The organism is Caproiciproducens sp. MSJ-32 (genome assembly GCF_018918055.1).
Taxonomy (GTDB): domain Bacteria; phylum Bacillota; class Clostridia; order Clostridiales; family Clostridiaceae; genus Clostridium.
Window position 1 is genome coordinate 1 of record NZ_JAHLPS010000073.1, and the last position, 14,155, is coordinate 14,155.

The 14,155-nt window shown below is 29.5% G+C and carries 12 protein-coding genes and 15 tRNA genes; 25 read left to right on the forward strand and 2 right to left on the reverse strand.

Translation table 11 applies throughout. The features are described from left to right. The first annotated feature begins 40 nt into the window (after positions 1-40). The 15 genes from KQI16_RS08400 to KQI16_RS08470 all read left to right on the forward strand — a co-directional run bounded on the left by KQI16_RS08400 (position 41) and on the right by KQI16_RS08470 (position 1,423). A tRNA-Asp gene (locus tag KQI16_RS08400) sits at positions 41-117 on the forward strand. A 4-nt stretch (positions 118-121) separates the two neighbouring features. After that, positions 122-197 (forward strand) — tRNA-Thr (locus KQI16_RS08405). Positions 198-208: 11 nt separating this feature from the next. Beyond that, a tRNA-Tyr gene (locus KQI16_RS08410) sits at positions 209-294 on the forward strand. Between the two features lie 4 nt (positions 295-298). After that, positions 299-372 (forward strand) — tRNA-Gly (locus KQI16_RS08415). A gap of 8 nt (positions 373-380) precedes the next feature. Continuing rightward, positions 381-457 (forward strand) — tRNA-Arg (locus KQI16_RS08420). A gap of 4 nt (positions 458-461) precedes the next feature. Beyond that, positions 462-538 (forward strand) — tRNA-Gln (locus KQI16_RS08425). Between the two features lie 6 nt (positions 539-544). After that, positions 545-620, forward strand: a tRNA-Lys gene (locus KQI16_RS08430). Between the two features lie 73 nt (positions 621-693). Next, positions 694-784, forward strand: a tRNA-Ser gene (locus tag KQI16_RS08435). A gap of 8 nt (positions 785-792) precedes the next feature. Beyond that, a tRNA-Ser gene (locus tag KQI16_RS08440) sits at positions 793-884 on the forward strand. 11 nt (positions 885-895) lie between these two features. Beyond that, positions 896-972, forward strand: a tRNA-Ile gene (locus tag KQI16_RS08445). 4 nt (positions 973-976) lie between these two features. Continuing rightward, positions 977-1,052: transfer RNA gene (locus KQI16_RS08450), tRNA-Phe, on the forward strand. 15 nt (positions 1,053-1,067) lie between these two features. Further along, positions 1,068-1,144: transfer RNA gene (locus KQI16_RS08455), tRNA-Ile, on the forward strand. Between the two features lie 7 nt (positions 1,145-1,151). Further along, a tRNA-Trp gene (locus KQI16_RS08460) sits at positions 1,152-1,227 on the forward strand. A 35-nt stretch (positions 1,228-1,262) separates the two neighbouring features. Then, positions 1,263-1,339, forward strand: a tRNA-Ile gene (locus KQI16_RS08465). A 7-nt stretch (positions 1,340-1,346) separates the two neighbouring features. Continuing rightward, a tRNA-Ile gene (locus tag KQI16_RS08470) sits at positions 1,347-1,423 on the forward strand. Between the two features lie 54 nt (positions 1,424-1,477). Here the strand turns inward: KQI16_RS08470 and KQI16_RS08475 are convergent. Further along, positions 1,478-2,467: a ribonuclease H-like domain-containing protein gene (locus tag KQI16_RS08475; protein ID WP_216433561.1), complete on the reverse strand. Its 990-nt coding sequence runs from the start codon at positions 2,465-2,467 to the stop codon at positions 1,478-1,480. An 87-nt stretch (positions 2,468-2,554) separates the two neighbouring features. Between KQI16_RS08475 and KQI16_RS08480 the strand changes: the two genes are divergently transcribed. From KQI16_RS08480 to KQI16_RS08515, 8 genes are all read left to right on the forward strand, one after another. Then, positions 2,555-4,156 (forward strand): gamma-glutamyltransferase family protein, encoded by a 1,602-nt coding sequence (locus KQI16_RS08480; RefSeq protein WP_216433563.1) that lies wholly within the window; start codon positions 2,555-2,557, stop codon positions 4,154-4,156. 21 nt (positions 4,157-4,177) lie between these two features. Then, positions 4,178-5,656, forward strand: a complete 1,479-nt coding sequence (locus tag KQI16_RS08485; protein WP_216433565.1) for a hypothetical protein — start codon at positions 4,178-4,180, stop codon at positions 5,654-5,656. 86 nt (positions 5,657-5,742) lie between these two features. Further along, positions 5,743-6,741, forward strand: a complete 999-nt coding sequence (locus KQI16_RS13250; RefSeq protein WP_216433567.1) for an acyl-CoA dehydratase activase-related protein — start codon at positions 5,743-5,745, stop codon at positions 6,739-6,741. Then, a complete protein-coding gene (locus KQI16_RS08495) occupies positions 6,713-7,804 on the forward strand; it encodes an acyl-CoA dehydratase activase-related protein (RefSeq protein ID WP_216433569.1) in 1,092 nt (363 codons plus the stop codon). The genes KQI16_RS13250 and KQI16_RS08495 overlap by 29 nt, the downstream gene beginning before the upstream one ends. A gap of 7 nt (positions 7,805-7,811) precedes the next feature. Then, complete coding sequence (locus KQI16_RS08500) at positions 7,812-8,777, forward strand: acyl-CoA dehydratase activase (RefSeq protein ID WP_216433683.1); 966 nt, start codon at positions 7,812-7,814, stop codon at positions 8,775-8,777. Positions 8,778-8,849: 72 nt separating this feature from the next. After that, on the forward strand, positions 8,850-9,266 hold the full coding sequence (locus KQI16_RS08505; RefSeq protein WP_216433571.1) for a nucleoside recognition domain-containing protein: 417 nt from the start codon (positions 8,850-8,852) through the stop codon (positions 9,264-9,266). An 11-nt stretch (positions 9,267-9,277) separates the two neighbouring features. Continuing rightward, the gene (locus KQI16_RS08510; protein ID WP_216433573.1) at positions 9,278-9,730 is read left to right on the forward strand and encodes a nucleoside recognition domain-containing protein; all 453 of its coding nucleotides are present in this window, start codon (positions 9,278-9,280) and stop codon (positions 9,728-9,730) included. 11 nt (positions 9,731-9,741) lie between these two features. After that, positions 9,742-10,776 carry an HD-GYP domain-containing protein gene (locus tag KQI16_RS08515; protein WP_216433574.1) on the forward strand — a complete coding sequence of 345 codons (1,035 nt, stop codon included), beginning with the start codon at positions 9,742-9,744 and terminating at the stop codon, positions 10,774-10,776. 37 nt (positions 10,777-10,813) lie between these two features. Here KQI16_RS08515 and KQI16_RS08520 read toward each other — a convergent pair whose 3' ends face one another. Beyond that, positions 10,814-11,800 (reverse strand): hypothetical protein, encoded by a 987-nt coding sequence (locus KQI16_RS08520; protein WP_216433575.1) that lies wholly within the window; start codon positions 11,798-11,800, stop codon positions 10,814-10,816. A 150-nt stretch (positions 11,801-11,950) separates the two neighbouring features. Here KQI16_RS08520 and KQI16_RS08525 point away from each other — a divergent pair, with 150 nt between their 5' ends. After that, the gene (locus KQI16_RS08525) at positions 11,951-13,195 is read left to right on the forward strand and encodes a hypothetical protein (protein WP_216433577.1); all 1,245 of its coding nucleotides are present in this window, start codon (positions 11,951-11,953) and stop codon (positions 13,193-13,195) included. Between the two features lie 337 nt (positions 13,196-13,532). Further along, positions 13,533-14,138: a lactate utilization protein gene (locus tag KQI16_RS08530; protein ID WP_132025689.1), complete on the forward strand. Its 606-nt coding sequence runs from the start codon at positions 13,533-13,535 to the stop codon at positions 14,136-14,138. The last annotated feature ends 17 nt before the right edge of the window (positions 14,139-14,155 follow it).

Below are 14,155 nucleotides of genomic sequence, written 5' to 3' on the forward strand. Positions count from 1 at the left end.
TATAATTTAAAATAAAATAATGATTGTAGCTCTATTTATTGGCCCGGTAGTTCAGATGGTTAGAATGCCAGCCTGTCACGCTGGAGGTCGAGGGTTCGAGTCCCTTCCGGGTCGCCATGTTGCTGGTGTAGCTCAATTGGCAGAGCAACTGACTTGTAATCAGTAGGTTGGGGGTTCAAGTCCTCTCACCAGCTCCATTAAATAACATGGAGGAGTTCCCGAGTTGGCCAAAGGGGACGGACTGTAAATCCGTTGGCTTAGCCTTCACTGGTTCGAATCCAGTCTCCTCCACCATGATGCGGGTGTAGCTCAGTGGTAGAGCCCCAGCCTTCCAAGCTGGTTGCGAGGGTTCGATTCCCTTCACCCGCTCCATATATTAAGCACCTATAGCTCAGTTGGATAGAGCAACGGACTTCTAATCCGTGTGCCGGGGGTTCGAATCCTCCTAGGTGCACCATAATTGGGGCGTAGCCAAGGCGGTAAGGCACTAGACTTTGACTCTAGGATTTCACAGGTTCGAGTCCTGTCGCCCCAGCCATTTTATGACCCATTAGCTCAGGCGGTAGAGCACCTGACTTTTAATCAGGGCGTCCGGCGTTCGAGTCGCCGATGGGTCACCAACTTTAGTATAAGTATTTGTATATTATTTAGATAAAAGCTAATATTTTATATGGTCTATATATAGGTTTTAATGGAGAGGTACCGAAGAGGTCATAACGGGGCGGTCTTGAAAACCGTTAGGGTCTTGTGGCCCACGTGGGTTCGAATCCCACCCTCTCCGCCAACTTTTATGGAGAAGTACTCAAGAGGCTGAAGAGGCTCCCCTGCTAAGGGAGTAGGTCCTTTATTAGGGCGCGAGGGTTCAAATCCCTCCTTCTCCGCCAATAATTACTGGGGGCCTTTAGCTCAGTTGGTTAGAGCGCCCGGCTCATAACCGGTAGGTCCGGGGTTCGAGTCCCTGAAGGCCCACCAACTAGCCCAGATAGCTCAGTCGGTAGAGCAGGGGACTGAAAATCCCCGTGTCGGTGGTTCGATTCCGCCTCTGGGCACCATTTGAATAAAAATTAGGGCCTTTAGCTCAGTTGGTTAGAGCGCCCGGCTCATAACCGGTAGGTCCGGGGTTCGAGTCCCTGAAGGCCCACCAATAGTTTAGGGGTGTAGTTCAGTTGGTAGAACGTCGGTCTCCAAAACCGAATGTCGTGGGTTCGAGTCCTGCCACCCCTGCCAGTTTGTTGTATTAAAATTAAATATGAAAAACACATGGGCTTGTAGCTCAGGTGGTTAGAGCGCACGCCTGATAAGCGTGAGGTCGGTGGTTCAAGTCCACCCAGGCCCACCATTAATTAGGGCCTTTAGCTCAGTTGGTTAGAGCGCCCGGCTCATAACCGGTAGGTCCGGGGTTCGAGTCCCTGAAGGCCCACCAATAAATAAAGACAGTAGACTTTGAAGCTAAGGTCTACTGTCTTTATTTTTTATATTAAAAATTAAGTATATAAAGCATTAATTGTTTGATTAATTTTTTAATATTTTTCATCTGATATTTGTTTTCTATCTTTAAAATAAAAACATCTTCTGGAAGCATGTATTCAGTCATATCTTCTAAATAAATGCTTGGAGGAAGTTTTGATTTGTTTATAAATAAGCATTTCTTAGTAGGAGTAATAAATCCTTCATTCACTTCTAGTTTTATAATCATATGGTTTTTATCTTTCTGTATAATATTAAAAGTATCTCCAAAATATATGAAATTTATATCTGGTTTTTCAACTAATATATTACAATATATATTTATAATATCACCAGTTAAATTTATTTCATCAATTTCTATAGAGATAAATTTATCATTGTATTCTATATCAAAATTTTTGATATTTTGTATTACATCAAATATTTGCATAATATCTAATAAATAATACAAATCATCAAAATTGTGTTTTAAAATTTTATCCTTTAATGTGTCATCTTTAGTGTTAATATATTCATAATAGAAATTTATGCAATCTTTTCCAGTATATTTGTCTTCTCTAAAAATATTTAAATTTTTTTCAATAGTTTTCAGTTTTAAATTATCAAAAGGAAGATAAGAGTCATATTTTTTTATTTTTCTATATATATCAAAACTGTCTGTGCTTGAAATATTATTATTTATTTTATGAATTTTGAATCTATGTTTAATAAAAGGTATATCAAAACTATCTCCATTATAAGTAACTAACAGATTAAACTTTGAAATAAATTTATTTACTTGTTCTAGTAATATGTGTTCTTCATTAATATTGTTAGCAAAGAATTGAGAAAGATACCAACTTTTATTTTTATTATTAAAATATACTAATCCAATTAAATATATTTGGTTAAATTTCCTACTAAGACCAGTGGTTTCTATATCTAAAAAGCACACATTTTTATCATGAAAGTATTTGTGCTTGTTAAACTTTGAGTTAATTAAATAATCATGTTTTTCCATATATGATTCTCCTTTAAGTTTACTATTATGATATAATAAAATTATATAAAATTATTTAAACATTATCAAACAAGAGGGAGATGAAATATGAAGTTTAATTATTTTGAACATAAATATCCTTCACGTAGAAATGTTATGTTTGCAAAAAATGGTATGGTTTCTACAACTCAGCCTTTAGCTGCAGAAGCAGGATTAGGGATATTAAAAAAAGGAGGTAATGCAGTAGACGCTGCTATAGCTACAGCAGCTAGTTTAACTGTTTTAGAACCTACTTCAAATGGGTTAGGAGGAGACGGTTTTGCAATTATATGGTATGAAGATGAATTATATGGTTTAAATGCTAGTGGATGGGCTCCAAGTAATATTAGTATTGATAAAGTAAAGAATTTAGGATACAATACTATTCCTAAATACGGCTTTATACCTGTAACTATTCCAGGGATGCTTTATGGATGGAGGGAAATGTCCAATAGATTTGGGAAACTACCTTTTGAGGATTTATTATTACCCGCAATTCATTATGCTCGAGAAGGATATCCTGTATCTCCTACTGTATCTTATAATTGGAATAAAGCATTTAAGCTTTATAAAAAGCAATTAAAAGGTAGAGAGTTTGATGAATGGTTTAAAACTTTTTCTATAGAAGGAAGAGCACCAAAACCAGGAGAGATATGGAGTTCAAAGGAACTAAGTTATACACTCGAGGAATTAGCTAAATCTAAATGCCTTTCATTTTATGAAGGAGACATAGCTGATAAAATTGATAAATTTTCAAGAGAATATGGGGGATTTATTACAAAGAAAGATTTAAAAACTTATAGACCAGAATGGGTAAGACCTATATCAGTTAATTATAGAGGCTACGATATATGGGAGTTGCCACCAAATACTCATGGGATGGTGGTATTATTAGCTTTAAATATACTTAAAAATTTTGATATAAATATAGATTCGTTGCAATCATATCATTATATGATTGAAGCTATGAAATTAGCTTATGCAGACGGTTTATATTATATTACAGATACAAGAGAAATGGGAGATAATCTTAAATATTTATTAGATGATAATTACGCATTAAGTAGAAGTAAATTAATAGAAAATAAAGCTATATTGCCAAAGTATAGTGCATTAAATAGTGGAGGTACGGTATATTTGGCAACTGGGGATAAATATGGAAATATGGTAAGTTATATTCAAAGCAATTTTATGGGATTTGGTTCAGGTTTAGTAGTACCTAAAACTGGAATAAGCCTTCATAATAGAGGATATACTTTTAGTCTTAATGATAAGGATTATAATCGATTAGCACCTAATAAAAAAACTTATCACACTATAATTCCTGGATTTATTACTAAAGAGGGTAAGGCTTTAGGTCCTTTTGGAGTTATGGGAGCATATATGCAACCTCAGGGGCATCTACAATCAATAGTCAATATGATTGATTTTAATTTAAATCCTCAAGAGGCATTAGATAAATATAGATGGCAATGGATAAAAGAAAAAGAAGTATTAGTTGAAGAGGATTTTCCAAAACATATTGCAGATTTTTTAATTAGAAAAGACCATAATATTCGATATTCTAAAGATGTAGGTAGTTTTGGAAGAGGACAAATTATTTTGAGAGATGTAAAAACATATATAGGTGGAACGGAAAAAAGAGCGGATGGACATATTGCAGTTTGGTAAATTATTGAGAGGTGAGAAGCAATGGTTGAAGAGAAAAAAGATAAAAATATGCTAGATGAAAAAAATATAAAAGAATTAAAAGATGATGAATTAAAGGATAAAATATTGGATATTAATGAGCTTCAATTATGTAAAATAGGCGAAATGTCCTATTACTATTTTATAAATACAAGTATGGATTTAATCCAATTAATTGAAGAAAATAATTTTTTTGAAAAATTAAATTCTAATAAAGAAAAAGAAATAATAAAAACAATTTTTGAACATGTTACAAATACTTTTAAAAAGTTAAATACAAGGATGAATGAATGTGAAATAGAAAATGAAATAAATATTTTACTCGATATGAGAGAGCAACTTTATAATCTACTTAAAAGTATCCGAGGTTATAAAATAGAATTATTTTATATTAAAGATTATATGGATTATTATATGATGAAATCTATTGGAGAAAAAGAATATAATAATATGCTAGTAAACCAAAATGAATTGGCTTTGATAATAAATAAAATCGAAAAAGTATTGGCAGATAATATAAATAATCATATTACATTTATAAACATTGTTTCCGATATATTAGAGATACTTCCTTTTAGAATGAGTAAATATAAGTATTTTGATGTAATAAAAGAAACTCTTTCTAGGAATTTAAGGGAATATCCAACAGATTTGGTAGAAAGTGAAATTGAATATTACAAGATGATTTTTGATAGTTCTACAATGGGAGATTATGGGGTGATGTTTGATGATTATTTTACCAATATACAGTTATTTAAAAATATTGATTATAAATCTTTATCTATAGATGAAATGGAAGAGCAATTTGATGAAATATTTAAATTAATATTAGAATTTGAAGAGATAGAAATGTTTATTATGACTTTAGGGATGTTAATAAATAGATTAATATCTATGTTATTAATTATTAGTAAATCTACATTAGATATTATAGATTCAAATAAATTGTATTCTATATGGGAAAAACAAGAGAGAAATTTTGATAAGCAAAGTATGTCTAGGTTGAAAAAGTTAACTGACAAGGCTTTTATTAATGCAGAAAAGGATTTAGTACAGTATGTAAAATATTTTGAAACTTTAAATAATGAAGCACTAAGAAGACCAGATTTTTTAGATGAAGAATTAAATAAAAAATTATTATTTACTAATAAAGTACTTACTTTTTATAATGATACAAGTTTAGTTGAATATGAGAAATTATTTCCTGAAGATGTAGAAATTATAAAAGAATATTATTTAAAACAATTAATAGATAGTTTAATTCAATATATAAATAGAAGCATATCTACAATGGACAATATTGAGAGAAAACTTAGAATGAGAAGACTGTTATCTGCAATGGAACTACCATTTAAAGATATAGATGAATTTATATCCTATATAGCATATTCATTAGATGAGAGAGTAGTTAGCAAAGAGGAAATATTATTTATAATAGAGATATTAAATAACTGGTTAGATAGTAGAGAAGAAGGGCAATGATTTTAGCCCTTTTTTATTTTGTATATTTATATAATATTTCTCATTCTTATTGGCAATAATAGATTAATGTAGAATGGAGGGATATTGTGCATAAAACAGTAGGCATACCTAGAGGTATGTTTTATTATGATTATTATTTTTTATGGAAGAAATTTTTTAATAATTTAGATGTAGAGGTGATTGTTTCAACAAAAACTAATAAGGAAATTTTGGATGCTGGTATATTTAACTGTGTTGATGAAGCTTGTTTACCTGTAAAGGTGTTTCATGGACATGTAGAGTATTTAAAAGACAAAGTAGATTATTTATTTATACCTAAATTTATAAGTTTATATAAGATGGAGTATTGTTGCCCAAAACATTTAGGTTTACCAGACATGATAAAACATAGCATAGAAGGATTACCAGAGATTATTACTCCTGTAATAAATTTGAGAAAATCAAATAAAAGTTTAAAAAAATCCATATTATATACAGGTAAATATTTTATAAATAGTAATTATAAGATATTAAAAGCCTATGATAAAGCTTTTAAAGAATTTGTAGAATATAATGAGCTATTAGATCAAGGGATTGTTTCTTTAAATGCCATAGAATTTGATAGTTTAAATATGAGACCAAATACTTTTAGTGAAAATCATGAAATGAATATATTATTATTGGGTCATTCTTATAATATATATGATGATTATATAAATATGAATATAGCTAATAAGCTAAAAAGAAATGGTATAGGGTTAATTACTGCTGAGATGATAAAAGAAGAAATTGCAAGGCAATACGCAACTCAGTTATCAAAACGAATGTTTTGGACGCATGGGCAGAGAATAGTAGGAAGTGCTTTTTATTTAATAGAAAAAGGAATGATAGATGGGATCATATATATATCAGCTTTTGGGTGTGGGTTAGATTCAGTTCTTATGGATTTAGTAGAAAGAAAAGCAAGGCAATATAAAGTACCATTTACTTTATTGACTATAGATGAACAAACAGGTGAAGCTGGAATAAATACAAGAATAGAGGCTTTTGTTGATATGTTAAAATGGAGGGATAATCATGAAGATAACATTTCCACATATGGGTAATGTGTATATAGCTACCAAAGCCTTTTTTGAAGAATTAGGACAAGAGGTGGTACCCCCTCCTATATGTAGTAGAAAGACTTTGGAAATAGGCACAAAGTATTCTCCAGAAACTATATGTTTACCATTAAAAATAATGACAGGTAATTTTATAGAAAGCATTGAAAAAGGAGCAGATACTGTATTATTGGTAGGAAGTTGTGGGCCATGTCGATTTGGATTTTATTCTACATTAGAGAAACATATATTAGAAGATATGGGTTATAATGTGGATTTTATAGTATTTGATCCTATATATGAAGGTATAAAACCTATAAAGGATAATATAGTAAAGGTTTTTAAGGTAGAAAGTATAGGGGAGTTAATAAGAGCAGGTAAATTGAGTTGGCAAATAATAAAAACTGCTGATTATATAACACAATTATCCAATAAAGTTAGAGCTTATGCTGTAGATAGCTATCAAGTGGATTTAATTATTAATAGCTATTATAGACAAATAGAAAAAGTATATGGAGGGGAAGAAACAATTGAATTGATGAATAAAACTATAGATAATTTGAACAAAATAAAGTTAGATAATAGCAAAGAACCTATAAAAATAGGACTCATTGGAGAGATATATACTATAATAGAACCTTTTGTCAATTTAGAAGTAGAAAGGAAATTAGGACATATGGGTGTTTTAGTGGAGAAATCTCTTACTCCGACTACATGGGTAGAACATCATATAGCAAAATTTCCTTTTGGTTCAAAAACAGAAAATGAAAAATATAGACTTGCTAAACCATATTTGGAGACTCTTGTAGGAGGTCATGGTCGAGAAACAGTGGGATCTGCTATATATTATGCTAATAAGGGTTTTGATGGAGTAATCCAGTTATTACCTTTAAATTGTATGCCTGAGATAGTTGCTAAAAGCATATTATGCAATGTAAGCAAGGATTTAAATTTTCCAATTATGACATTAATATTGGATGAAATGACAGGAGAAGCAGGTTATCTAACAAGATTAGAAGCTTTTGTAGATTTACTCAAGAGGAGAAGGGAGGAAAAGTCAGTTGGCTAAATATTATATGGGTATTGATGTTGGTTCTGTTAGCACCAATATTGTATTGATGGATGAAAATAATAATGTACAGTATAAAAAATATATGAGGACTCAAGGGAAACCAATAGAAGTTTTAAAGGATGGTATAGGGGAAATTGAGACATTAAAAGATGATATTGATATAATAGGAGTGGGAGTTACAGGGAGTGGAAGAAATTTAGCTAGTATAATTGTAGGTGCAGATGTGGTTAAGAATGAAATCACAGCTCATGCTGTAGCGGGATTAGATTTTCTACCTGATGTAAAAACAATAATTGAAATTGGAGGACAGGATTCAAAAATAATAATTTTAAGAGATAAGATAGTTACAGATTTTGCTATGAATACTGTATGTGCAGCAGGTACTGGCTCTTTTTTAGATAGGCAAGCTATAAGATTAGGTATAGATATTAGTGAGTTTGGAGACTTAGCTTTACAATCTAATAATTCTGTAAGAATTGCTGGTAGATGTGCTGTATTTGCTGAGTCAGATATGATACACAAGCAACAATTAGGGCATAATCAAGCGGATATAGCTAAAGGGTTATGTGAAGCTTTGGTAAGGAACTATTTAAACAATGTTGGAAAGGGAAAAGAGATACTTTCGCCTATTTTATTTCAAGGTGGTGTAGCAGCAAATGTTGGTATTATAAAGGCATTTGAAGAAATTTTTGGAGAAAAGATTTATATACCGGATAATTATGATGTAATGGGTGCTATTGGAGTAGCAATTCTTGCTAAAGAAGAAGTGAAAAAGACAGGTTATACAAAATTCAAAGGGATTTCAATTCATAAATCAAATTATAATGTAAATGGATTTGAATGTGAAGGCTGTTCTAATGTATGTGAGGTAATTGAAATAAGAGAAGATGGAAGAATTTTAGCTAGATATGGCGATAAATGTGGAAAGTGGTCTAATTCTTTAGAAAGTAAGGATTCAAAATTGGCATAACCTTAAGTATATACACTTAAGGTTTTTCTATGTTATAATATTTTTATATTAATGTAATTGAGGGGGAGACAATTGTATAAAGAAAGTATACTAAATGGTTTTAAAAAAGGCATATCCACTTTATGGGAATTATCAAAAGTAGTAGTCCCAGTTTATTTTTTTGTTACTTTTTTAGGGTACACTCCATTATTAAATATTATATCTAATTTTTTTGAACCAGGAATGAAATTGTTAGGACTTCCAGGTGAAGCAGCTGTACCTTTAGTATTGGGTAATTTTATCAATTTATATGCAGCAATAGGAGCTATGGCAAGTATAAGCTTATCTGCTAGACAAGCTACCATATTAGCTATTATGTTATCTTTTTCTCATAGTTTGTTGTTGGAATCTGCAATTGTAAAAAAAACTAGCGTTAACTTAGCATTAATAATATTTATAAGGATAATATTAGCTATATTATCCGGAATTATTTTTAACTTGATACTGTAGGAGGTATATATATGAATTTTAGTTCTTATTTAAAAGAGAGTACAATAGGTAGCATTGATTCAGTTTTATCTATGGCAAAGATAATAATTCCCCTTATGATAGTGATGGAAATATTAAAAGATGCAAAAATATTAGAAAAAATCTCAAAAAAGCTAAAGCCTATAGCAAAATTATTCGATATATCTAATGAGTCAGTTTTTCCACTTATGATTGGTATGGTTTTTGGTTTAATATATGGAGCAGGAATTATAATAGAAAGTATAGAAGAAGAGAATTTAAAGAAGAAGGATTTATACATAATTATAATATTTCTTGTTGCTTGTCATGCTATATTTGAAGATACTTTTATATTTGTTGCAGTAGGAGCTAATTTATGGTTACTTTTTTTTACTAGATTAACTGTAGCATTAGTAGTTGCTTATTTTGCATCCAAAGTTATTGATAGGGTTAAAAGGTTTAATTAAGGGGGTATTAAATGGTTAAAGTTTATACTAATGAGTTAAAGCCAGGAATGGTATTGTCTAAGGATGTAGGTAGTTTAAAAAGTGGAGCTATTTTAGCTTCAAAAGGTACAGTATTAAATAAAAAAATTATTAGAAAGATCCGAAATCAAGGGGTAAAATATGTTTTTATATATGACCCAGAAGAAGATTCAGAGGATATAAGACAAAATAATTTAATTATTAGATATGAGATTTTTTCAGATAAAGTAGAAAAAGTATTTTCAGATGTTAAACTAGGGAAAAAAATAATACTGAGTGAAATAAATGATGAACTGGATGAATTAATTGTAGAAATAATTCAAAATAATAATATACTAGGAAGACTAAGACAGTTAGAAGAAAAGGATGATTATACATTTAATCATAGTTTAAATGTTTCTATGTTAGCTACAATGATTGCTAAATGGCTTAATTACACAGATAAACAGATAAAACAAATAGCATTAACTGGTTTATTTCATGATATTGGAAAGCTTAAAATATCAGATGATATATTGCATAAACCAGGGAAATTAACAAATGAGGAACAAGAAATTATGATGAAACATCCAATATATAGTTATAATATACTTTTAGATACAGTGGGTATAAGTAAAAATATATTGGTTGATGTTCTTCAGCATCATGAAAGAGAAGACGGTAGCGGTTATCCTTATGGATTAAAAGGGGATAAAATTCATGAATATGCGAAAATTATTGCTGTTTGCGATGTTTATGATGCGTTGACATCAGATAGATATTATAAAAAAAAGATATCACCTTTTTATGCTGCAGAAGTATTAGAAGAACAAAGCTTTGGTATTTTAGATCCTAAAATTACTCAGTTATTTTTAAATAAAGTATCTGAATTTTATGTTGGATGCAAAGTGTTATTGAGTAATGGGAAAGAGGGAGAAATTATATATGTCCATCCTCAAAGACCAACTAGAACTATAGTTAAATCAGGAGATGAATATATAAATTTTTTAGAATCTCAAGATGTATTTATAGTGGATATAATAGAATGATGCTCCAATTGGAGCATCATTCTATTAATTTTTTGTACTAATCGAAAGTTTTAAAATCAATGTCTTCTGTATCTTCTATAAAATCATCTGCATCTAAGGAGAACTTTGGTTTACATGGTGGTCTTGGCTCTATGCTATCTTCATCTATTTGTTTAGGAAATAGAGATGGGAAAGTAGTACATATAGGGGAAATTTCTGGAGATAATTCTGGGTATCCAGTAGATAAAACACAAATTTGAACTGGTACTATAATTTTCTTTTCACAAGATATACATATTGCAATTATTAGATCTATGCTAATTTCACCTGTTTCTGGATTAATATTTATATCTCTTGAGATACTATTTGTTGCTAATCTAGTTTCACATAGTATATTACAGAATTCAGCAAATCTTGGGAAGAATGCTGAATTATATATTGAAGGTATACACAATTCAAAGAAATTAGTTAATTCCACTGGAGTAATTGGAACATTAGCAGTTAAAGTTATAGTTCTTCTTCTAGAACCAGAAGTTTGAATTATAGCATCAATTTCTACTATAACATTACCACTAATTCTTACTTTTTGAGTACCAAAAACTGGTGTCCCTTTTCCTTCTTTATCACATTCAGAAGTATCAGCAAATATTATTTTTTCAGATCTAAATCCATTTGGTCCTACTACTTCTATAGGGCTACCTTTTCCATCTTTTACAAATCGTCCTCCAGATAACATGGTTTCAGGCTCTACTAATAGATTGCGAGGATCATTTATATTTTCTGGATTAAAAAATTTTTTACATCTGATGTTTGATATTTTTATAATTCTAGCATTTCTACCTAACTTAGGTGTAAACCTTACATTATTTACAGTGCTCAATGCTTGTAAGTTAACTAAAGTAGCATCAAATACTTTTTGAACGAATATTGGTTCTACTTTAACATTTCTCAATGTGCCATCCCATTCACATCCAGCATTTCCCACACAACATCTATCTGTTACTCCTAAACTAATACTTTCAGGTTTAATATTTGAACAGTTCATATTTTTCCTCCTTCCAATAAACAGTATTAAATTTATGTCTCATTCATAATATATTCTTTTACCTTTGCAGTTGTTACATATATGAATAGGAATAATTTGTGATACATATTAATATCATTTAAAAGAAGTATAAATAGGTGGTGAAATAAAATGTTTTATAATGATAAAATTGTGATAATAAAGGATATTGAAAGCAAAATAATTATGTTTAGATTAATAAATCAAAATATAATTAAATATACTTTTTATAATACTGGAAACTTAGATGAAGAGAGTATAGTTGGTGAAAAAGTACATATGGATTTTGATGTTTCGATTGATAAAGAAAATACTATATTTGTTTTATATCAGGATATGTCATTTAATTTAATTTTAACAGTATTAAAAGAGGATCAAATTGAAAATATAAAATTAACTAAAGAAGCTATACCAGAAACATATAACTTAAATATAATTGTAAAAGATGATAGTATGCATATATTTTATTGCATTTCTCTGACAAAAAATAGCAATATCTATAGAATATATCATCATTATTATAATGGTAATTGTTGGAACACAAATATAGTAGACGAAATAAATTCAGGGGCGGTTTTAAACCCTTTTAAAATAGTGGAATGTGACAAAGGATTGATAATAGCCTATCATGATAAACAAGAGAATAATAATGTATATTTAAATTTTTTTAATATTATCAATAAAAAATGGGGAAAGAAGTTAAAGATTGTTGATAGTAATCAAGGATTATTATATTTAGATATGCTTTTAAAGGATAATAAATTACATATAGTATATTGTCAATATGATGAAAATTTAGTAGTAAAATATGAAAGATTTATTATTAATGACAAAATAATAAAGGATATAAGTGAGATATTATCTAATGAAGAAGGTATTATGTATCCAACTTTAGTATATTATGAAGATAAGCTTTGGGCGGTGTGGCTTGAATATGAAAATATAATGAGTAGATATAGTAAAGACAATGGTACTACCTGGAGTCCAATTTATCTATGGGAAGATTCAAGACAAAAAAAGATTGTTAGATATAAATATATAGATAAATCTTCTTATAATGAAGATTTATTAAATTATTCTTTTGGTAGCATAAAGCCACATGTTGAATTTATAGGATTTGGAAATATTGAGGATGCTATTGAAGTTCCATTAAAAAAAAAGATTTCATCCTCTGATATTTTGAATTCTTGTAAAGAGATAAAGAAGGAGATTCAAGAAATATATGATAGATTGGATTTATTAGAAAAAAATATAGATATTTCATTACAACAAGACGGTGTTAAGGAATTAAGACTATTAAAAGATAAAGTAAATCAAATAGAAGAATTTTTGATAAGAAGAACTAGAGGTTTTTACTTAAAGGATATAAATAGATAGGTGCATGCACCTATCTATTTATATTGAAACATATTATAATATTTATGTTTTTATAAATTGATGAATGGAATATACAAAAAATGAAAAAAGGCTCCAAAAGGAGCCCCCATCCATAGTGGATGTAAATAAACCGTTCAAAAGGGGTATTGGGAATAGAGATCTTATCTGAGGTTACCAGGGGGATAACCACGTACAAATTATAGCAAATTACGACAGAGTTTGCAAGGGTTTTTTTAAAAAAATTTAAAATAATTTTTTATATATCTTTTTCCTTTAATATTATGTAAATATCTTATATAATAATACTTATAACTAATAGGTTATTGGAGGGTCCACTATGGATAGAAATCTTTTATTAGCAAAATCAAATTTGGAAAAGAACGAATTTAAAGTAAAGATATTTGAAAGTATAGATGAAATGAAAAAAGATCTTTTAAATGAAATTGAAATTAATAAAACTATAGCTTTTGGTGGTTCAATGACATTATTTGACATGGGTCTATATGAGGATTTTAAAAAACGAGGTAATAAAATATTTTGGCATTGGAAAGCAAAAGATAAGGATAAAGAGTTAGAATTAGCTAAAAACAGTCAAATTTATATATCTAGTACTAATGCTTTAACCTTGGATGGGAAATTGGTAAACATAGATGGAGTTGGCAATAGAGTTTCTTCTATGTTTTATGGACATGAAAGAGTATATATAATAGCTGGTAGGAATAAAATATGTAAAGATTATGATGAAGCTATAGAAAGGGTTAAGAACGTAGCAGCACCTAAAAATGCTTGCAGATTAGATATTAATACGCCCTGTAAATTTACGGGAAAATGTAATAATTGTAATTCGCCTGATAGAATATGTAGAGTAGAGGTAATAATTCATAAAAATCCAACAGGAGGAGATATTCGAATTTATTTAATTGATGAAGAATTAGGATATTAAAATTAGATGAGGTGATA

What these genes read in the sequence shown, in the direction of transcription:
- KQI16_RS08530 (WP_132025689.1), top strand. Translation starts at nt 13,533, where the DNA reads ATGGATAGAAATCTTTTATTAGCAAAATCAAATTTGGAAAAGAACGAA.
- KQI16_RS08485 (WP_216433565.1), top strand. Translation starts at nt 4,178, where the DNA reads ATGGTTGAAGAGAAAAAAGATAAAAATATGCTAGATGAAAAAAATATA.
- KQI16_RS08520 (WP_216433575.1), bottom strand. Translation starts at nt 11,800, where the DNA reads ATGAACTGTTCAAATATTAAACCTGAAAGTATTAGTTTAGGAGTAACA.
- KQI16_RS08525 (WP_216433577.1), top strand. Translation starts at nt 11,951, where the DNA reads ATGTTTTATAATGATAAAATTGTGATAATAAAGGATATTGAAAGCAAA.
- KQI16_RS08500 (WP_216433683.1), top strand. Translation starts at nt 7,812, where the DNA reads ATGGGTATTGATGTTGGTTCTGTTAGCACCAATATTGTATTGATGGAT.
- KQI16_RS08480 (WP_216433563.1), top strand. Translation starts at nt 2,555, where the DNA reads ATGAAGTTTAATTATTTTGAACATAAATATCCTTCACGTAGAAATGTT.
- KQI16_RS08495 (WP_216433569.1), top strand. Translation starts at nt 6,713, where the DNA reads ATGAAGATAACATTTCCACATATGGGTAATGTGTATATAGCTACCAAA.
- KQI16_RS08475 (WP_216433561.1), bottom strand. Translation starts at nt 2,467, where the DNA reads ATGGAAAAACATGATTATTTAATTAACTCAAAGTTTAACAAGCACAAA.
- KQI16_RS08515 (WP_216433574.1), top strand. Translation starts at nt 9,742, where the DNA reads ATGGTTAAAGTTTATACTAATGAGTTAAAGCCAGGAATGGTATTGTCT.
- KQI16_RS08510 (WP_216433573.1), top strand. Translation starts at nt 9,278, where the DNA reads ATGAATTTTAGTTCTTATTTAAAAGAGAGTACAATAGGTAGCATTGAT.